We start from the raw sequence: 19,050 nt of genomic DNA, 5'->3' as shown, positions 1-19,050 counted from the left end.
ATGGCGGCCACCCAGGTCATCCGGTCCGAGTGGACCAAGATCCGCTCGGTGGCGTCCACGGTGTGGACGCTCTCGCTCGCGGTGGTGGTCACCATCGCGCTCGGCATGCTCATCTCGGCGCTGTCGAAGAACGAGTTCCCGACCATGGACGCCCGCCGGCAGCTCTCCTTCGACCCGACCTTCATCAGCTTCGCGGGGATGAGTCTCGGCCAGCTCGCGATGATCGTGTTCGGGGTGCTGGTGGTGTCCAACGAGTACAGCACGGGGATGATCCGCGTCTCCCTGTCCGCCGTACCGCAGCGGGCGACCTTCCTGTTCAGCAAGGTGGCCGTGGCCGCGCTGCTGGCGCTGGTGGTGGGCCTGGCGACCAGTTTCGCCGCGTTCTTCCTCGGCCAGTCGATGCTGGGTTCGCTGCGGGCCTCGATCGGCGACGAGGGGGTGCTGCGGGCGGTGCTCGGCGGCGGACTGTACATGACGTTGATCGCGATGTTCTCCATGGGCGTCGCCGCGATGCTGCGCTCCCCCATGCTCTCGCTGGGCATCCTGATGCCGTTCTTCTTCCTGATCTCCAACATCCTCGGCAACGTGGACGCGACCAAGAAGGTCGGCCGCTACCTGCCCGACCAGGCCGGCAGCAGGATCATGCAGGTCGTCCGCCCGCTCGACGACGACACCCCCTACGGCCCCTGGGGCGGCCTCGCCATCATGGCCCTGTGGGTCGCCGCCGCCCTCCTCGGCGGTTACCTGGTGCTCAAGCGCCGGGACGCCTAGTCACCTCAAGGAACGCTCGGTTTTTACTCGCTCTTGGAGGGAACCGTCAGCGCCTCGATATCCTCCTAACCCTTACGGGGGCGTGTGCCCCGCTGTCCTGAACCTTTCGATGGGTGCGGAGCATGATCGAGGCAGTCGGCCTGACGAAGCGCTACGGCGACAAGACCGCTGTATACAACCTTTCCTTCCAGGTGCGGCCGGGGGCCGTCACCGGCTTTCTCGGACCCAACGGCTCGGGCAAGTCGACCACGATGAGGATGATCCTCGGCCTGGACAACCCCACGTCCGGGCAGGTGACGATCGGCGGCTACCCCTACCGCAAGCTGCCCAACGCCCCCCGCCAGGTCGGTGCCCTGCTCGACGCCAAGGCCGTGCACGGCGGCCGCTCGGCCCGCAACCATCTGCTGAGCCTCGCCCAGCTGTCCGGCATCCCGGCCCGCCGGGTCGACGAGGTGCTCGGTGTGGTGGGTCTGCAGGACGTGGCGAAGAAGCGCTCCAAGGGCTTCTCCCTCGGCATGGGCCAGCGCCTGGGCATCGCCGCCGCCCTGCTCGGCGACCCCCAGGTGCTGCTCTTCGACGAGCCGGTCAACGGCCTCGACCCCGAGGGCATCCTGTGGGTGCGCAACCTGATGAAGGCGCTCGCGGCGGAGGGCCGCACCGTCTTCGTCTCCTCACACCTGATGAGCGAGATGGCGCTGACCGCCGACCACCTCATCGTGATCGGCCGCGGCCAGCTGCTCGCCGACATGAGCGTGCGGGACTTCATCGCCGCGAACTCCGCGGGCTTCGCCCGGGTGCGCACCCCCGACACCGAGCCGCAGCTGCGCGAGAAGCTGAGCGCCGCGCTGACCGAGGCGGGCGCGCACGTGCTGCCCGAGCAGGACGGCGCCCTCAGGGTCACGGGGCTGCCGCTCCCCCGCATCAGCGACATCGCGCACGACACCGACGTACGCCTGTGGGAGCTGTCGCCGCACCAGGCGTCGCTGGAGGAGGCGTACATGCGGATGACCCAGGGGGCCGTCGACTACCGCTCGACGGTCGACCAGAAGGCGGGCCTGCAGCAGCCGCTGCCGCCGGGCGCGCAGCCGCCGATGCCGGTGCCCGGCCAGGGCCAGCCCGGCTGGTACGCCCCGCCGCCGCCCCAGCAGGGCGGGCAGCCCTTCGCGATGCCGCAGGGAGCTCCGCAGGGGGCGCCGCAGGGCGAGAACCCGTACCTCCAGCCGGCCCCGGGCGCCCAGCCCGCCCAGAGCGGCCCGTACGACGCCCAGGCGGCCCCGGCCGCCCCGCAGAGCGCGCCCGCGCCGGCCCCGCAGGCCGCCCCGGCCCCCGCCGCCCCGCAGGCCCCCGCCCAGCCGCCCCAGCCGCCCGTGTCCGCCCCCCACCCCGCTGCCCCGAACAAGTCCGAGGACGTCCGATGAGCACGCCCCAGCCCCCGATGCCGCAGGCCGCGCCCGACTGGCAGGCGGCGGCCGGTTGGCCGCAGACCGCCTACACCTCGCCCATCCCCGTGGTGCGCACGCACCTCGGGCACGCCCTCGCCTCCGAGTGGACGAAGATCAAGTCGGTCCGCTCCACGATGTGGACGATGGGCGTGTTCGTCCTGCTGGTCGTCGGCATCGGCCTGCTGACCGGCGGCCTGGTGTCGGCCAACTCCTCCGACGCCGACCTCGGCGACGAGAACCCGCTCGGGCTCGGCTTCTTCGGGCTGCTGCTCGGCAGCATGTGCATCATCACCCTCGGCGTGCTGACCACGGCCTCCGAGTACGGCACCGGGATGATCCGCACCACGATGACCGCCTGCCCCACCCGGGGCCGGGTCCTGGCCGCGAAGTCGATCGTGTTCTTCACGCTGGCGTTCGTGGTGACCCTGGTCTGCTCCGGCCTCGTCGCCCTCGCCCAGGTCGGGATGGTCGGCGAGGCCCGTGAGCCCACCGGCGCCGAGTGGCTGAAGGGCACCGTCGGCATCTCGCTCTACATCGCCCTGCTCGGTCTGCTCTCGCTGCTGGTCGGCTCGGTCATCCGGCACTCGGCGGGCGCCATCACCATCATGATCGCGACCGTGCTCGCCCCGCTGGTGATCGCGCTGTTCATGTTCTCGTCGTCGCTGGAGGACGTCCGCCAGGCGCTGTTCGAGTACTCGATCCCGAACCAGCTGAGCGTCTTCTACTCCAACTCCCTCAGCGAGTCCGGCCCCTCGGGCTGGGACCCGCTGTGGATCATGCTGGTGGTGACCGGCGCGGTGTTCGCCGGCGCCTGGGCCCTGCTCCAGCGCCGGGACGTCTGACCGCCTCAGAACCTCGGCGCGTTACGGGACCGCTGCACCCGCGAGGTGCGGCGGTCCCGTGCGTTCCAGCACGCCTTGTGCCAGTGTCTGCGGTCGTCGACACCGGCGTAGGCGGGCCACGCCACCACGTGCGGGACGCCGGAGGGGATCATCTGGTCGCAGCCGGGGCAGCGGTAGGTCTTGCCCTGCGCGCTGGCGCCCGCCACATGGCGTACGGTCCAGTCCTCGCCCTGCCAGTCCACCGAGGACTCCCAGCCGCCGTAGCGACCGGGCCGGTCGTCGCCGGCACCCCGGCCGGACGCGGATTCGCCACCCTTGGGTCGGTTGCGACGCGGGGACACAGAACACCTCACGGAGCTATACAGGAAGCACGGTCCGCGTCCAGCGTACGCGGCGGGTACCCGGGCACTCGGAGGGTCGAGGCGGGTCGGGGCGCCCGCAAGTCCCCCGCCGGGACGCCCATTCCGCAGACAATCCGCAAATTACTCCGTCAGGCCGTGTCCTCGGCACGTGTCAGACGGTTATGCCGGGTGGGGGAGCTCCGTGTCGGAGCCGAGGAAGCAGGAAATTGCGATGCGCGTAGGAAGTTTCGTGCTGGCGGCCCAGTTCCCGGGGCAGGGCCAGGGGGAGGCGCTGCACCGGGCGGTCCGCTCGGCCGAGGTGGCGGAGGAGGCCGGACTCGACGCGGTCTGGCTGGCCGAGCACCACTTCGTGCCGTACGGCACCTGCCCGTCCGCGGTGACCCTGGCCGCGTTACTGCTCGGGCGCACCCGCCGGATCCGGGTGGGCACCGCGGTCAGCGTGCTGCCCACCACCCACCCCGTGACGCTCGGCGAGCAGGCCGCGCTGCTGCATCTGACGAGCGGCGGACGCTTCTCGCTCGGCGTGGGGCGCGGCGGACCCTGGGTGGACCTGGAGGTGTTCGGGGCGGGGCTGCGGGCGTACGAGGAGGGGTTCCCGGAATCACTCGATCTGCTGGTGCGCTGGCTGCGCGAACCGGCCGTGTCGGCGAGCGGCGAGCGCTATGCCTTCCGCGAAGTCCCCGTCGTGCCCAGGCCGTCGGAGTCACTGACGGACACCGCGGGGCCGGAGGTGCTCGTCGCCTGCACCTCGCCGGGCAGTGTGCGGCTGGCCGCCGAGCGCGGGCTGCCGATGCTGCTGGGCATGCATGTCGGGGACGAGGAAAAGGCCGAGATGGTCTCCCTGTGGCGGCAGTTCGCGCGGGCGGCCGGCCGGACCCCGGACGAGATCCGGGACGCGCCGCATGTGTCGGCCGGGGTCTGCCAGATCGCGGACCGGCGCACGGACGCGGCGGAGACGCTGCTGAAGGCGATGCCGGGCTGGCTGAAGCAGGGGCTGGACGCGCATGTGACGGTGGACGGCCGGGAGCGCCGGATGCGCGATCCGCTGGCGTACACCGAACTGCTCTGCGGGCTGCACCCGGTGGGCACGCCCCGGCTGTGCGCCGACCGGCTCGCCGCGACCGCGGAGCGCACGGGTGTCTCCCGCTTCGCCCTGCTGGTGGAGGGCTCGGGCGACCTCGCGGCGACCGAGGAGAACGTACGGCGGCTGGGCACGGAGGTACTGCCCCAGCTGCGCTGAACTCTCCTCGACTGCTTGCCGCTCCACCGGCGCGGGGCCCAGGGAGCGGCAAACATGCCGTTCAACTGCCTCAGCAGTCCCGCAGCTCCGGGGACTGGTTGAGCAACTGGGCGCGGACCGACGTGAATCGGGCGAGCCTGTCGTCGGCCGACGCATCCAGCGGGAACACCGCCACCCGGTGGCAGTTCTGGAAGGCCAGCCGTACCCCGAAGTGCCGCTGCAGCGCACCGCGTATGGCGTCACTCGCGAGCGCACGCAGCAGCTGACCCCGTGCCTGCTCGTCCGGCGGAGGCGTCTGGTTGTCGGCGAACTGTCCGCCGTCCACCTTCAGCTGGGCCACCAGGGAGCTGATCATCTCCCATGCGTAGGGCAGGGAGGTCCGGACGCAGTCGACGAATTCTGCTTCGTCGACCTCGCCTCGCTCGGCCTGTCGAAGTAGGGCCGGTGAGACGTCGAGCGACATGGGTTCTCCTCTCGCACCCCCGAACGCGCAGGGGTTGCCGGACAGGTAAGGGAGTTCGCGATGCCAGATACGCTGCGTACACACATCGCAACCTCCCGTTTAATACGGTAGGCAACCGACGGTGACGGCACCAGGAGAATGCGCACATAGGGAGCGGCGAGTGTGCGCACAATCGGCCATGAATGAACAGGAGTGTTCTGGAGCAAAAGGGGTGGCCGCTGGGGCCTCGATCCGGGGGGCGGCGGGAGAGGGGCGGGCGAATCGCGTGCACCCCCGCCCGTCGAGTAGCGTTGCGGACCATGCGTCTCGTCATTGCCCGCTGTTCCGTCGACTACGCCGGCCGGCTCACCGCCCACCTGCCCTCGGCGCCCCGTCTGATCCTGGTCAAGGCGGACGGCAGCGTCTCGATCCACGCCGACGACCGGGCCTACAAGCCCCTCAACTGGATGTCGCCGCCGTGCACCCTGAAGGAGGGCACGGGTGACGACGAGGGTGTGTGGACCGTCGTCAACAAAGCGGGCGAGAAACTGATCATCACGATGGAGGAGGTCCTCCACGACTCCTCGCACGAACTGGGCGTCGACCCCGGTCTGATCAAGGACGGCGTGGAAGCGCATCTGCAGGAGCTGCTCGCCGACCGCATCGAGACGCTGGGCGAGGGCTACACGCTGATCCGGCGCGAGTACATGACCGCCATCGGCCCCGTCGACATCCTGTGCCGCGACGCCGAGGGGCAGACCGTGGCGGTGGAGATCAAGCGGCGCGGCGAGATCGACGGCGTCGAGCAACTCACGCGCTATCTGGAGCTGTTGAACCGCGACCCGCATCTCGCGCCGGTGCGCGGCATCTTCGCCGCGCAGGAGATCAAGCCGCAGGCGAGGGTCCTCGCCACGGACCGGGGCATCGGCTGCCAGGTTCTGGACTACGACGCGCTGCGCGGCATCGAGGACGACAAGCTGCGGCTGTTCTGAGCCGGGCTTCGCTACGGCGGTCAGGGCCGGATCTCCCGCGGGGGACCCGGCCCTGTTGCGTGCCGCCGTGGGTCAGATGACGTCGGGCGAGCCGCTCGGGGAGCCCTCCGCGCCCGTCTCCGCCGCCGTGGTGCCGGTCGTGGGACTGGCGGCGGTGTCCGTGGTGGAGGGCGCCGTGGTGGTGGGCGGTGGCGTGGTGGTCGGCGGCGGGGTCGTGGTCGGCGGCGGGGTCGACGTGGGCGGCTTCGTGGTCGGGGGCGGGCTGGTCGTCGGTTCGACCGTCGGTCGCGGCCGGGACGGCGTCGGGGTCGGCGGCTTCGTCGTGGACCTGGACGGCTCGGTGGCCGGGGGGTGGGAGCCGCTCGGGGCGTCCGAGGGCTCGGTGGTGTCGGAGGTGGCCGGCGGGGCGGGGTCGTCGGAGGTGCCGTGCGTGCCGTCGGGGCCGGGGTCGGTGGGCCGGCGGGTGGCGGTGCCGGTGTCGCCGCGGCCGGGCGTGTCGTCGGAGTCCGCCGCCTCGTCCGCGCCCAGGTCGTCCTCGCCCTCGTCATGACTGGCGGAGGGGTTGACGCCCACCCGGTGCGAGGGGTCCTCGGGCGCGTTGTCGGAGGTGACGCCCAGGGTCACCACCGTGCCCAGCACCGCGACGAGCAGCGCGCCGGCGCCGGTCGCGGCGAGGTTGCGCCGGGCCATGCCGCGCAATCCGACCCGTGCGCCGCGCCGCGGCTCGGGGTGGGAGCCGGCCCGCTCGGGCACGTCCGTCACCAGCGCCTCGTCGGGCCGCCGCAGCGGCGGGAAGGGCGCGTACGCCGACGGGACACCGCGGGACGGCGGGGCGGGCTCGGCGAGGAGCGCGTCGGCCGCGCCCGCCCCGAGCGCGGGCAGCCCTCCACCGGGCGCCCCGCCCGACGCCGCTCCCCCGCCCGGCGGCAGCCCCACGCCCGGCGTGGTGCCGGAGCGGTCGGCGACCAGGGCGAGTGCGCGGCGGCCCGCGACGGTGCCGCGCTTGTCGGCGAGGGCGCCGCGCAGCCCGATGGACGCCTCCAGCTCGGCGCGGGCGCGGTCGAGCTGTCCGTGGCAGAGCGCGAGGACGCCCAGCTCGTGGTGGAAGTACGCCTGGTCGGCGACGGCACCGGCGAGGCGCGCGGCCTCGGCGCCGGAGCGCAGCGCCCGTTCCCAGGCGCTCCAGTGCAGGCCCGCGGCGAACGCGGGCGCGGCCGTGCGGGCCAGCTGCACGGCCGGGCTCTCCTCGCCGTCGGCGGGCACGGTGGTGACCGGCGCGAGGGCGGCGAGCACGGCGAGCACGGCGTCGGCCTCGGCGCAGACCCGTTCGGGAGTGACCGAGGGGTGTCCGGCCCACCAGGCGTAGTGCTGGGCGGCGGTCAGGACGTGGGTGTCGGCCTCGTCGGCGTATCCGGCGGCCTCCAGCTGGGTCAGCACCCCGGCGGCGAGCCGGTAGCGGGGGCCGGCCGGGGAGACCAGGGCGCAGCCCAGGAGTTCGCCGAGGGCGGCGTCGGCGTGGGTGTCGCCGACGAGGGCGGGCAGATGGGCCTGGTGCGGTACCTCGCCGCCGAGGGCGACGGCGAAGCGGAGCGTGGCGCGGGCGGAGGCGCTGAGCCGGGAGGCGAGCAGCGCGGCGGGCGCGGCGCCCTCGGCGAGGGAGGGCAGCGGTATGTCCTCGCCGGGCGGGGCGTCGCCGGGGAAGGCGTCCTCCAGCGGGATCTCGGGTTCGAAGACGCCGAACTCGTCGAGGGCGTCGGCGCCCGCGCGCAGCCGGTCGCGCTGCCGCAGCAGGGCGCCGGCCTGGACGAAGCGCAGCGGCAGGCCCTCGGACTCGAACCACAGGTCTCCGGCCCAGTTGGCCTCGTCCTCGGTGAGGGTGCGGCCGACCGCCCGCTCCAGCAGTTCCAGGCCGCCGGCCCGGTCGAGACCGCCGAGGAAGACCTCCTCGATCGCGGAGTCGGCGGACGGGGCGGGCACGTCGGGGGTCGCGGAGACGAGGAAGGCGCACTCGGGGGTGGCGTCCAGGAGCAGGTCGAGGCCGGCGCCGCCGAACTCGATGTCGTCGAGGACGACGACGGCGCCGATCTCGGCGACCCGGTCGAGCAGTTCGTCCCGTTCCGGGCGGTGGTGCGGGGCGCGGTGGACGGCGTGGAAGAGGTCGCCGAGGAGGTCGTCGACGGTGCGTCGGTAGCCGCTGAGGCGGATGACGCCGTCGGGGGCGAGGTCGGCGCAGTCGGCGGCGACGACGTCGAGGAGGCGGCTGCGGCCGGATCCGCCGGGGCCGGTGAGGCGGACGGAGCGGCCGCGGGCGAGCAGCCGGACGAGCCGTTCGTGTTCGTCCTGGCGGCCGAGGAGCGGCAGTTCGCGGGGGGTGGGGCCGGGCGGGACCGGTGGGGCGGCGGCGCGGGCGGCCTCGGCGCGGGCGTCGGCGTCCAGCTTCTGGGGCGGGGCGGGCCGCTCGGTGGGCGGGCACAGCTCGATCTCGCTGCCGTCGACGGGGTTGACGGTGAGGAGGTAGTCGCCGGAGACGACCTGGACCGTGCGGGCCTGGGCGGGCGCGTGCTGGCCGAGGTCGGGCGTCAGGGGGTCCCTGGGCGGGCGCTGGCGCGGCGGGTGGCCGGCGCCTTCCTGGCCGTGGTCCTCGGGGCCCCGGGAGTTCGGGTCCATAGGTTGCAAGCCCCCAAGAGCGTTGTGTGGCGGTAGCCCCTCCCGGCCTTGCTGCACACTGCGCTGTCGCTTCTGGTCCGGTACCCGCTGGCGGGTTTCTGACGGCGGGCAGTCGAACCGTAAACCGTCGCTCGGGGTCTGCGACAGCCCGGGGGGCCGCCTGGTCCGAGACGTCACGGTCTCATGAGAATTGGCCGCGTCGGGCGTTTCGCCGCCCGGCGTCCGGGTCGTCGCGACGGTCCGTGCCGGGTCACGCGCCGGGGGTCACACCCGGGGCATGGACTCGACGCCGAGGCCGCCCTCGATGGCGAGGATCCGGTGCAGCCGGGTGGCCACCAGCAGGCGCTGCATCTGCGGCGGTACACCGCGCAGCACCAGGCGGCGGCCGCAGCGGCCGGCGCGCCGGTGGGCGCCCATGATCACGCCGAGTCCGGTGGCGTCCCACGAGTCCAGTTCGGACAGATCGAGGATCAGATCGCCGGCCCCGTCGTCGACGGCCGAGTGCAGGACCGTACGGGCGTCCGCCGCGGTGCGGACGTCGAGGCGGCCCCCGACGACCACCTCGGCGTGGTCGCCCCTGATGTGCATAAGTGCTCCCGTGCGTGCGTTGTGTGCTCCGCGTGCGATGAGGGTGGTGCTGCGTTGTACGAGCTACGGTTGCAACCTCTGACGGTGTTGGGGTGTCAGAGGTTGCCGTCCGTAAGCGAACCGATACCGAATTCACCCCGAGGCGTGACACCTCCCCGGGCATGTGCGGTTTCAGTGCTTGTAGAAGCCCTGCCCGCTCTTGCGGCCGATGTCACCGGCGTCCACCATCCGGCGCATCAGCTCCGGCGGGGCGAACTTCTCGTCCTGTGTCTCGGTGTAGATGTTGCTGGTGGCGTGCAGCAGGATGTCGACGCCGGTGAGGTCCGCGGTGGCCAGCGGGCCCATGGCGTGGCCGAAGCCCAGCTTGCAGGCGAGGTCGATGTCCTCGGCGGTGGCCACGCCGGACTCGTAGAGCTTGGTGGCCTCCACCACGAGGGCGGAGATCAGACGGGTGGTCACGAACCCGGCGACGTCGCGGTTGACGACGATGCAGGTCTTGCCGACGGACTCGGCGAACTCGCGGGCGGTGGCGAGGGCTTCGTCGCTGGTCTTGTAGCCGCGGACCAGCTCGACGAGCTGCATCATCGGCACCGGCGAGAAGAAGTGGACGCCGACGACCCGCTCGGGGCGCTCGGTGACGGCCGCGATCTTGGTGATCGGGATGGCGGAGGTGTTGGAGGCGAGTACGGTCTCCGGGCGCACGATCTTGTCGAGCGTGCGGAAGATCTCGTGCTTGACCTCCAGCTTCTCGAAGACGGCCTCGACGACGATGTCGGCGTCGGCGGCCGCGTCCAGGTCGGTGGTGGCGGTGATGCGGCCGAGCGCGGCCTCGGCGTCGGCGGCCTCCAGCTTGCCCTTGCTCACGAACTTGTCGTACGAGGCCCTGATGCCGTCGGTGCCGCGCTTGAGGGCCTCGTCCGTGACGTCCCGCAGGACGACGTCCCAGCCCGCCTGCGCGCTGACCTGGGCGATGCCGGAACCCATGAGACCGGCCCCGATGACGGCAAGCTTCCGTGCCACTCCGACTCCCCTTGTCTGCATACACGCTGTTTACGTTGGCTCACGGCGGACACTAGCGGGCGTGAGCCCCTGTGTGACCGGTTAGTAATGCGCGTCACGTCTCACATGACGGACATCACACCGGCGGGGGTGAGGGCGCGTAACTACCCTGAGCTCATGGTCAATCTGACGCGCATCTACACGCGGACCGGCGACAAGGGCACCACCGCTCTCGGCGACATGAGCCGGGTGCCCAAGACCGATCTGCGGATCGCCGCCTATGCCGACGCCAACGAGGCGAACGCCGTGATCGGCACGGCGATCGCGCTGGGCGGGCTGGACGAGGAGGTCGTCAAGGTCCTCACCCGCGTGCAGAACGACCTGTTCGACGTGGGCGCGGACCTGTCGACGCCGGTGGTGGAGAACCCCGAGTTCCCGCCGCTGCGGGTCGAGCAGTTCTACATCGACAAGCTGGAGGCGGACTGCGACCGCTTCAACGAGCGGCTGGAGAAGCTGCGCTCCTTCATCCTGCCGGGCGGCACACCGGGCGCGGCGCTGCTGCACCAGGCATGCACGGTCGTCCGGCGGGCGGAGCGCTCCACCTGGGCGGCGCTGGAGGTCCACGGCGACATCATGAACCCGCTCACGGCGACCTACCTCAACCGGCTGTCGGACCTACTGTTCATCCTTGCCCGTACGGCCAACCAGGCTGTCGGGGACGTGCTCTGGGTCCCGGGCGGGGAGCGCTGAGCCCTCGGGCGCCTTCTTCGGCCAGATGAAGTAGGCCAGCGCGACCAGGCCGTGGATGCCGGCGGCCCGCAGCGCCGCCCACTGGAAGGCGCGCAGCGACGAGATGTCGCCGTCGTCACCGACGTACCAGACCGCGCCCTGGAGCAGCCCGCAGGCCACGGCGGCGGCGAGCAGCGTACGCAGCCACAGGCGGGCCTCGTGCCAGGCGCGGGGCATGCCGTGGCGGGGGGCGCCCACCGGCTTCGGCGCCCCGGCGAGGCGGTGCGCGGCGTGGCCGTCCAGCCAGCGGATCGTGTAGTGGCCGTAGGCCACGGTGTAGCCGATGTACAGCGCCGCCAGGCCGTGCTCCCAGCTCGGTTCGGCGCCGTTCTTCAGGTCGATCGCGGTCGCCACGAACAGCACCAGCTCCAGGACCGGCTCGCACAGCAGCAGCGCCACGCTGGCGCGGCGCCGGTTCAGCAGGTAGCGGACGGCGAGGCCCAGCGCCAGCAGCACCCAGAAGCCGACCTCACAGGCGATGATCAACGCGACGATCACGGCATGCTCCCCTCGATCACCCTCCCAGGCTCCCGTGGCCGCGCGGCGCTGTCGTCGTCGGCGGTGACGAACTGCGGGTACATCGAAAGATGCAGGCGGGGACCGTTCCCGGGATGCACGCGGGTGCGGTCCGGGCCGTGTTGGATGGGGGGCATGGCCGCACGAGTCCTCCGCCCGCACCGTTTCGACGTGTACGTCGCGCTGGGCGGGCTGCTCGGCGGACTCCTGCTGTGGGGCGCGCAGGTGTTCCCCCGGCGCACCGATGACGCGCTCGTGCTGTGGTCCCCCGACTGGGCGGCACTGGTCCCGCTCGGGGTGACGGCCGGCTGCGAGCTGCTGCGCCGGACGATGCCGCGCACCGCGCTGCTGACCGGCGTCCTCGCGCTGACCGTCGACACCGTCACGCGGGGCAGCGTCCTGACCATCGTGATGTTCACGGACCTGGTCTACGCGGCGGTCCTGTACGGCACTCCTGCCTCCGCCCGGCGCATCCCCTGGATCACCGGGCTGCTCACGGTCGCCGGCCTGGTGGTGCCGGTGGCCGTCTGGCAGGTCCCGGACTCGATGCTGATCGGCGTCGGCATCGGGGCGATCGCGCTCGGGCCGGCCACCACCGGCGCCCTGGTCCGCAACCACCGCGAGGCCGCCGAGGCCGCCCGGCTGCGCGCCGAGCAGACCGCCCTGCTGGCCGAGATGGACCGCGTCCAGGCGGTCACCGCCGAGCGCGCCCGGATGGCCCGCGAGCTGCACGACATGGTCGCCAACCACCTCTCCGCGATCGCCATCCACTCCACGGCCGCTCTGTCGCTGGACGACGCCGGCACCAGCCGGGACGCGCTGAAGGTGATCCGCGAGAACAGTGTCGCGGGGCTGGCCGAGATGCGGCGGCTCATCGGCATCCTGCGCAACGGCAGCGGGGAGCACGAGCCGGCCGCCGCACCCACCCTCGACGGCCTCGGCGCGCTGGTGGAGACGGCCCGCGCCAACGGCCTGGACGTCACGCTCGACGCGGCGCACGGGCAGGTGCCGGCACCGGTCGAACTGGCCGCCTACCGGGTGGTGCAGGAGTCGCTGACCAACGCCCTCAAGCACGCCGCGCCCGGTCCGGTCCGCATCACCCTCGGCGAGCACGACGGCGCCCTGCGGGTGGTGGTCACCAGTGCCTACGACCACCGGGACGCCCCGCGCGCGCCCGGCTCCGGCGCCGGGCTCGTCGGCATGCGGGAGCGGACGGAGCTGCTGGGCGGCACGTTCGCCGCGGGAGCCGACGGCGACGTGTGGACCGTACGCGTCGAACTGCCCCTCACCCAAGGAGATTCCGCATGATCCGTGTCCTCGTCGCCGAGGACCAGTCCGCCGTCCGCGCCGGGCTGGTCCTGATCCTGCGCAGCGCGCCCGACATCGAGGTGGCCGGCGAGGCGGCCGACGGCGAGGAGGCGGTGGCGCTGGCCCGCGAACTGCGGCCGGACGTGGTGCTGATGGACGTGCAGATGCCGCGTCTGGACGGGGTGTCGGCGACCCGGAAGGTCGTCGCGGAGCGGCTCGCCGATGTGCTCGTGCTGACCACCTTCGACCTGGACGAGTACGTGTTCGGGGCGCTGCGGGCCGGTGCCGCGGGGTTCCTGCTGAAGAACACCGAGGCCAGGGATCTGATCGAGGCGGTACGGACGGTGGCGCGCGGCGAGGGGATCGTGGCGCCGGCCGTCACCCGGCGGCTGATCGCCGAGTTCGCCGCGAAGCCCGTACGGCGGCCGGCGACGGATCCGGCGGTCCTGGACGGACTCACGCCACGGGAGCGCGAGGTGCTGTCCTGCCTCGGGCAGGGGCTGTCCAACGCGGACATCGCCGCCCGCCTCGACATGGCCGAGGCCACGGTGAAGACGCACGTCAGCCGGTTGCTGGGGAAGCTGGAGCTGCGCAGCCGGGTGCAAGCGGCGGTTCTCGCGCAGGAGTTGGGGCTCTAGCGGCAAGGCGCTGTGCCGGCGTCGGGGCTGCGGCGGCACTCCGTTCCAGAGTGGTCCAGACCTATTGACCTCTGGTCCAGACCTTTCCTATCCTCGCCGCACCGTGGGCATGAAGGCTCAGTCGTGCCCCACTCCCCTTTTCCACAAAAGGAGGCGCTGCATGCGCTTCAGACATAAAGCGGCGGCGGCCCTCGCCGGCCTGGCCCTCCCCCTGGCCGGCATGGTCGGACTCGCGAGCCCGGCCCAGGCGGCGACCAGCGCGACGGCCACCTACACCAAGGCGTCCGACTGGGGCAGCGGCTTCGAGGGCCGGTGGACGGTGAAGAACACCGGCACCACCACCATCAGCTCCTGGACCGTCGAGTGGGACTTCCCCTCCGGTACCTCCGTCACCTCCGGCTGGGACGCCGACTTCAGTTCCGCCGGCACCCACTGGACCGCCAAGAACAAGTCCTGGAACGGCACCCTGGCCCCCGGCGCCTCGGTGACCTTCGGCTTCAACGGCACAGGCTCCGGCTCCCCCACGGGCTGCAAGCTCAACGGCGGCAGCTGCGACGGCACCTCCGTCCCCGGCGACGCGGCCCCCTCCGCGCCCGGCACCCCCACCGCCTCCGACATCACCGACACCTCGGTGAAGCTCACCTGGAGCGCGGCCACCGACGACAAGGGCATCAAGAACTACGACGTCCTGCGCGGCGGCACCAAGGTCGCCACCGTCACCGGCACCACCTACACGGACACCGGCCTCACCGCCGGCACCGACTACTCCTACTCCGTGCAGGCCCGCGACACCGCCGACCAGACCGGCCCCGCCAGCGGCTCGGTCGCCGTGCGCACCACCGGCGGCGGCACCGGCCCCGGCCCGCAGCCCGGCGCCAAGGTCAACCTCGGCTACTTCACCGAGTGGGGCGTCTACGGCCGCAACTACCACGTCAAGAACCTGGTGACCTCGGGCTCCGCGTCCAAGATCACCCACATCAACTACGCGTTCGGCAACGTCAAGAACGGCCAGTGCACCGTCGACGACACCTACGCCGCCTACGACAAGGCGTACACCGCCGACCAGTCCGTCTCCGGCGTCGCCGACACCTGGGACCAGCCGCTGCGCGGCAACTTCAACCAGCTGCGCCAGCTGAAGGCGAAGTACCCGCACATCAAGGTGCTGTACTCCTTCGGCGGCTGGACCTACTCCGGCGGCTTCGGCCAGGCCGCGCAGAACGCGGCCGCGTTCGCCAAGTCCTGCAAGGCCGTCGTGGAGGACCCCCGCTGGGCCGATGTCTTCGACGGCATCGACATCGACTGGGAGTACCCGAACGCCTGCGGTCTGACCTGTGACACCTCCGGCCCGGCGGCCTTCAAGAACCTCTCCCAGGCCCTGCGCGCCGAGTTCGGCCCGAACTACCTGATCACCGCGGCCATCACCGCCGACGCCAGCTCCGGCGGCAAGATCGACGCGGCCGACTACGGCGGCGCCGCGCAGTACCTCGACTGGTACAACGTGATGACGTACGACTACTTCGGCGCCTGGGACAAGACCGGCCCCACCGCCCCGCACTCCCCGCTGACCTCGTACTCCGGCATCCCGAAGGCCGGCTTCAACTCCGCCGACGCCATCGCCAAGCTCAAGGCCAAGGGTGTCCCCGCGTCCAAGCTGCTGCTCGGCATCGGCTTCTACGGCCGCGGCTGGACCGGCGTGACCCAGTCCGCCCCCGGCGGCACGGCCACCGGCGCGGCCCCCGGCACCTACGAGGCCGGCATCGAGGACTACAAGGTCCTCAAGAGCTCCTGCCCCGCCACCGGCACCGTCGGCGGCACCGCGTACGCCCACTGCGGCAGCAACTGGTGGTCCTACGACACCCCGGCCACCATCGCCGGCAAGATGACCTGGGCCAAGAACCAGGGCCTGGGCGGCGCCTTCTTCTGGGAGTTCTCCGGCGACACCAGCAATGGTGAGCTGGTGAGCGCCATCAGCAACGGGCTGAAGTAAGCGACATCAGCTAAGCGACATTGACGCGCTGACCGGGCGGGGCTGCTTCCAGCCACGCGAGAAATCCGGTCAGCGCGTCTTCGCTCATGGCGAGCTCAAGGCGGGTGCCCCGGTGCAGACAGACCAGGATCACCGCGTCGGACAGCAGAGCCAGCTCCTCCTCGCCCTCGGGCAGCCGGCGGCCGGCCACCTCGATCGCGTCACGCTCCAGGACGCGGCGGGGGCGCGGGGCGTAGGAGAAGACCCGGAACCACTCGATGCGGTCACCGTTGTAGCGGGCGATGCCGTAGGCCCAGCCCTTGCCGCTGGTGTCGCCGCCCTCGGGGACGTCCCAGCGCAGGCTGCAGTCGAAGGTGCCGCCGGAGCGCTGGATCAGTCTGCGCCGCAGGCCGAACACGAACAGCCCCAGGACCAGCAGAGCGACGACGATTCCGCACACAGTCAGAGCGAGGACCATCGACACCGACCTCCTCGTCTCCTAGGTAACGGAACGTAAAAAACACCCGGATTCACCTCAGCCGCGGCGGGGACCGGAAGGCTCCGGGCCCAGCCGCGGCTGAGTCACATCATCGCTTACGGCGCTCCTCCAGAGCCCCGGGCCCTGGGAAGTGCCCCCGGGCTCAGCGCCCCGCCGTCTGCAGGCGGACCGCGGCGCGCCGCTCGGCGGAGGTGTCCTCCGCCGACTTCGCGCGCTCCAGCGCCTGCTCCGCACGCTGGACGTCGATCTCGTCGGCGAGCTCGGCGATCTCGGCCAGCAGCGACAGCTTGTTGTCGGCGAACGAGATGAAACCGCCGTGCACCGCGGCGACGACCGTTCCACCGTCACTCGTACGGATGGTCACCGGGCCCGACTCCAGCACACCGAGCAGCGGCTGGTGACCGGGCATGACGCCGATGTCGCCGGACGTGGTGCGCGCGACGACCAGGGTGGCCTCGCCGGACCAGACCTCTCGGTCGGCCGCGACCAGCGCGACGTGCAGCTCAGCAGCCAAGGTGGCTCCTCGGGTCACCACCCGGCGGTTCTGCCGGGTGTTGGTTACAAGTCTAGTAGGCGTGAATGAGGGGGCGGGACGTGCCCGCCCCCTCACGACTCAGGCGGCCGCCCGGGTCAGGAGACGCCCAGCTCCTTCGCGTTCTTCTTGAGGTCCTCAAGACCACCGCACATGAAGAACGCCTGCTCCGGGAAGTGGTCGTACTCGCCGTCGCAGATCGCGTTGAACGCGGCGATCGACTCGTCCAGCGGAACGTCCGAACCGTCCACGCCGGTGAACTGCTTGGCGACGTGGGTGTTCTGGGACAGGAAGCGCTCCACGCGACGGGCACGGTGGACGACGAGCTTGTCCTCCTCGCCGAGCTCGTCGATACCGAGGATCGCGATGATGTCCTGGAGGTCCTTGTACTTCTGCAGGATGTTCTTCACGCGCATGGCCGCGTTGTAGTGGTCCTGCGAGATGTAGCGCGGGTCCAGGATCCGGGACGTGGAGTCCAGCGGGTCCACGGCCGGGTAGATGCCCTTCTCGGAGATCGGACGGGACAGAACCGTCGTCGCGTCGAGGTGGGCGAAGGTGGTGGCCGGGGCCGGGTCGGTCAGGTCGTCCGCGGGGACGTAGATCGCCTGCATCGAGGTGATCGAGTGACCACGGGTCGAGGTGATGCGCTCCTGGAGGAGACCCATCTCGTCGGCCAGGTTCGGCTGGTAGCCCACCGCGGAGGGCATACGGCCGAGCAGGGTCGACACCTCGGAACCGGCCTGGGTGAAGCGGAAGATGTTGTCGATGAAGAACAGCACGTCCTGCTTCTGCACATCGCGGAAGTACTCCGCCATGGTCAGACCGGCCAGGGCCACGCGCAGACGGGTGCCCGGGGGCTCGTCCATCTGGCCGAAGACCAGCGCGGTCTTGTCGATGACGCCGGAGTCCGACATCTCCTCGATGAGGTCGTTGCCCTCACGGGTGCGCTCACCGACACCGGCGAACACCGACACACCGTCGTGGTTGTTGGCGACGCGGTAGATCATCTCCTGGATGAGCACCGTCTTGCCGACGCCGGCGCCGCCGAACAGACCGATCTTTCCACCCTTGACGTACGGGGTGAGAAGGTCGATGACCTTGACGCCGGTCTCGAACATCTCGGTCTTCGACTCGAGCTCGTCGAAGTTCGGGGCCTTGCGGTGGATGGACCAGCGCTCGCCCTCGTAGGTCTCGTCGACGTTCAGCACCTCACCGAGGGTGTTGAACACCTTGCCCTTGGTGAAGTCGCCGACCGGGACGGTGATGCCGTCGCCGGTGTCGACGACCGGGGCCTGGCGGACCAGACCGTCGGTCGGCTGCATGGAGATGGTGCGGACCAGGCCGTCACCCAGGTGCTGGGCGACCTCCAGGGTCAGCGTCTTCTTCTCGCCGGCGTTGGCCGGGTCGGCCACCTCGACGTGAAGGGCGTTGTAGATCTCGGGCATCGCGTCGACGGGGAACTCCACGTCGACGACCGGGCCGATGACCCGCGCGACGCGGCCCGTCGCCGTGGCCGTCTGAGCAGTGGTGGTCATTAGTTGTCACTCCCCGCGGTCGCGTCGGCCAGGGCGCTCGCGCCACCGACGATCTCGCTGATTTCCTGGGTGATTTCGGCCTGGCGGGCCGCGTTGGCAAGACGGGAGAGCGTGTTGATCAGCTCGCCCGCGTTGTCGGTGGCCGACTTCATCGCACGCCGGGTGGCGGCGTGCTTGGAAGCGGCCGACTGCAGCAGCGCGTTGTAGATCCGACTCTCGACGTACCGCGGCAGCAGGGCGTCGAGGACGTCCTCCGCCGACGGCTCGAAGTCGTACAGCGGAAGGATCTCGCCCTTGGGGGCGGCCTCCTTCGCGACCTCGTCGAGGCTGAGCGGCAGCATGCGGCTGTCGATCGCCGTCTGCGTCATCATCGACACGAACTCGGTGTAGACGATGTGGAGCTCGTCCACGCCGCCGTCCGCCGCGTCCTTGCCGATGACCTCGATCAGAGGCGCGGCGACCTTCTTGGCGTCCGCGTACGACGGCTCGTCGGTGAAGCCGGTCCACGACTCCGCGATCTTGCGCTCACGGAAGTTGTAGTGGGCCACACCGCGCCGGCCGACGATGTACGTGACGACCTGCTTGCCCTCGCGCTCAAGGCGCTCGGTCAGCTGCTCCGCGGCCTTGATGGCGTTGGAGTTGAAGGCACCGGCCAGACCGCGGTCGCTGGTCAGCAGCAGGACTGCGGACCGGGTGACCGTCTCGGCCTGGGTGGTCAGCGGGTGCTTGGTGTTCGACCCGGTGCCGACCGCCGTGACCGCGCGGGTCAGTTCCTGCGCGTACGGCGTGGAGGCCGCCACCTTGCGCTGCGCCTTGACGACGCGCGAGGCGGCGATCATCTCCATCGCCTTGGTGATCTTCTTGGTCGCGGTGACGGATCGGATGCGACGCTTGTAGACCCGGAGCTGGGCTCCCATGAGTC

The 19,050-nt window shown here is 71.4% G+C and carries 19 protein-coding genes; 9 read left to right on the top strand and 10 right to left on the bottom strand.

The features are described 5' to 3' along the window. From ACSU6M_RS23440 to ACSU6M_RS23430, 3 genes are all read left to right on the top strand, one after another. A complete protein-coding gene (locus ACSU6M_RS23440) occupies positions 1-771 on the top strand; it encodes an ABC transporter permease (RefSeq protein WP_437072055.1) in 771 nt (256 codons plus the stop codon). Between the two features lie 122 nt (positions 772-893). Then, a complete protein-coding gene (locus ACSU6M_RS23435) occupies positions 894-2,189 on the top strand; it encodes an ABC transporter ATP-binding protein (protein WP_437072054.1) in 1,296 nt (431 codons plus the stop codon). Next, entirely contained in the window at positions 2,186-3,055 is an 870-nt protein-coding gene (locus ACSU6M_RS23430; protein WP_437072053.1) for an ABC transporter permease, read from the top strand. The genes ACSU6M_RS23435 and ACSU6M_RS23430 overlap by 4 nt, the downstream gene beginning before the upstream one ends. 5 nt (positions 3,056-3,060) lie before the next feature. Here the strand turns inward: ACSU6M_RS23430 and ACSU6M_RS23425 are convergent, their stop codons facing one another. Then, positions 3,061-3,396: an ATP/GTP-binding protein gene (locus tag ACSU6M_RS23425; RefSeq protein WP_437072052.1), complete on the bottom strand. Its 336-nt coding sequence runs from the start codon at positions 3,394-3,396 to the stop codon at positions 3,061-3,063. A gap of 232 nt (positions 3,397-3,628) precedes the next feature. Here ACSU6M_RS23425 and ACSU6M_RS23420 point away from each other — a divergent pair, with 232 nt between their 5' ends. Then, positions 3,629-4,657: an LLM class flavin-dependent oxidoreductase gene (locus ACSU6M_RS23420; RefSeq protein WP_437072051.1), complete on the top strand. Its 1,029-nt coding sequence runs from the start codon at positions 3,629-3,631 to the stop codon at positions 4,655-4,657. 70 nt (positions 4,658-4,727) lie between these two features. Here ACSU6M_RS23420 and ACSU6M_RS23415 read toward each other — a convergent pair whose 3' ends face one another. Beyond that, positions 4,728-5,120, bottom strand: coding sequence for an SCO5389 family protein (locus tag ACSU6M_RS23415; RefSeq protein ID WP_437072050.1), 393 nt, complete (start codon positions 5,118-5,120; stop codon positions 4,728-4,730). A 299-nt stretch (positions 5,121-5,419) separates the two neighbouring features. On the opposite strand from ACSU6M_RS23415, the gene nucS reads away from it, so the two are divergent. Beyond that, complete coding sequence (gene nucS, locus ACSU6M_RS23410) at positions 5,420-6,091, top strand: endonuclease NucS (protein WP_437072049.1); 672 nt, start codon at positions 5,420-5,422, stop codon at positions 6,089-6,091. A 72-nt stretch (positions 6,092-6,163) separates the two neighbouring features. Here the strand turns inward: nucS and ACSU6M_RS23405 are convergent, their stop codons facing one another. The 3 genes from ACSU6M_RS23405 to ACSU6M_RS23395 form a co-directional block, all read right to left on the bottom strand. Next, the gene (locus ACSU6M_RS23405) at positions 6,164-8,758 is read right to left on the bottom strand and encodes an ATP-binding protein (protein WP_437072047.1); all 2,595 of its coding nucleotides are present in this window, start codon (positions 8,756-8,758) and stop codon (positions 6,164-6,166) included. A gap of 264 nt (positions 8,759-9,022) precedes the next feature. Then, positions 9,023-9,346, bottom strand: a complete 324-nt coding sequence (locus ACSU6M_RS23400) for an STAS domain-containing protein (RefSeq protein ID WP_437072045.1) — start codon at positions 9,344-9,346, stop codon at positions 9,023-9,025. 171 nt (positions 9,347-9,517) lie between these two features. Next, positions 9,518-10,366: a 3-hydroxyacyl-CoA dehydrogenase family protein gene (locus ACSU6M_RS23395; protein WP_437072043.1), complete on the bottom strand. Its 849-nt coding sequence runs from the start codon at positions 10,364-10,366 to the stop codon at positions 9,518-9,520. A 156-nt stretch (positions 10,367-10,522) separates the two neighbouring features. Here ACSU6M_RS23395 and ACSU6M_RS23390 point away from each other — a divergent pair, with 156 nt between their 5' ends. Next, positions 10,523-11,095 carry a cob(I)yrinic acid a,c-diamide adenosyltransferase gene (locus ACSU6M_RS23390; RefSeq protein ID WP_437072041.1) on the top strand — a complete coding sequence of 191 codons (573 nt, stop codon included), beginning with the start codon at positions 10,523-10,525 and terminating at the stop codon, positions 11,093-11,095. Here the strand turns inward: ACSU6M_RS23390 and ACSU6M_RS23385 are convergent. Beyond that, a complete protein-coding gene (locus tag ACSU6M_RS23385) occupies positions 11,021-11,632 on the bottom strand; it encodes a hypothetical protein (protein ID WP_437072040.1) in 612 nt (203 codons plus the stop codon). The two genes, ACSU6M_RS23390 and ACSU6M_RS23385, sit on opposite strands and share 75 nt — an antisense overlap. 153 nt (positions 11,633-11,785) lie before the next feature. Between ACSU6M_RS23385 and ACSU6M_RS23380 the strand changes: the two genes are divergently transcribed. The 3 genes from ACSU6M_RS23380 to ACSU6M_RS23370 all read left to right on the top strand — a co-directional run bounded on the left by ACSU6M_RS23380 (position 11,786) and on the right by ACSU6M_RS23370 (position 15,583). Next, the gene (locus ACSU6M_RS23380) at positions 11,786-12,958 is read left to right on the top strand and encodes a sensor histidine kinase (RefSeq protein ID WP_437072038.1); all 1,173 of its coding nucleotides are present in this window, start codon (positions 11,786-11,788) and stop codon (positions 12,956-12,958) included. Beyond that, positions 12,955-13,596 (top strand): response regulator, encoded by a 642-nt coding sequence (locus tag ACSU6M_RS23375; RefSeq protein WP_437072037.1) that lies wholly within the window; start codon positions 12,955-12,957, stop codon positions 13,594-13,596. Before ACSU6M_RS23380 ends, ACSU6M_RS23375 begins: the two co-directional genes overlap by 4 nt. 160 nt (positions 13,597-13,756) lie before the next feature. Then, a complete protein-coding gene (locus tag ACSU6M_RS23370; RefSeq protein WP_437072036.1) occupies positions 13,757-15,583 on the top strand; it encodes a glycosyl hydrolase family 18 protein in 1,827 nt (608 codons plus the stop codon). 10 nt (positions 15,584-15,593) lie between these two features. Here ACSU6M_RS23370 and ACSU6M_RS23365 read toward each other — a convergent pair whose 3' ends face one another. The 4 genes from ACSU6M_RS23365 to ACSU6M_RS23350 all read right to left on the bottom strand — a co-directional run bounded on the left by ACSU6M_RS23365 (position 15,594) and on the right by ACSU6M_RS23350 (position 19,045). Then, complete coding sequence (locus tag ACSU6M_RS23365; RefSeq protein WP_437072035.1) at positions 15,594-16,040, bottom strand: DUF2550 domain-containing protein; 447 nt, start codon at positions 16,038-16,040, stop codon at positions 15,594-15,596. Between the two features lie 163 nt (positions 16,041-16,203). Further along, a complete protein-coding gene (locus ACSU6M_RS23360) occupies positions 16,204-16,575 on the bottom strand; it encodes a F0F1 ATP synthase subunit epsilon (RefSeq protein ID WP_437072034.1) in 372 nt (123 codons plus the stop codon). Positions 16,576-16,691: 116 nt separating this feature from the next. Further along, on the bottom strand, positions 16,692-18,128 hold the full coding sequence (atpD, locus tag ACSU6M_RS23355; RefSeq protein WP_437072032.1) for a F0F1 ATP synthase subunit beta: 1,437 nt from the start codon (positions 18,126-18,128) through the stop codon (positions 16,692-16,694). Continuing rightward, positions 18,128-19,045, bottom strand: a complete 918-nt coding sequence (locus tag ACSU6M_RS23350; protein ID WP_437072031.1) for a F0F1 ATP synthase subunit gamma — start codon at positions 19,043-19,045, stop codon at positions 18,128-18,130. The genes atpD and ACSU6M_RS23350 overlap by 1 nt, the downstream gene beginning before the upstream one ends. Positions 19,046-19,050 lie beyond the last annotated feature (5 nt).

This window comes from Streptomyces sp. enrichment culture (genome assembly GCF_964272895.1).
In the GTDB taxonomy this organism is placed as follows: domain Bacteria; phylum Actinomycetota; class Actinomycetes; order Streptomycetales; family Streptomycetaceae; genus Streptomyces.
This window is presented reverse-complemented; position numbering and strand designations above follow the sequence as displayed.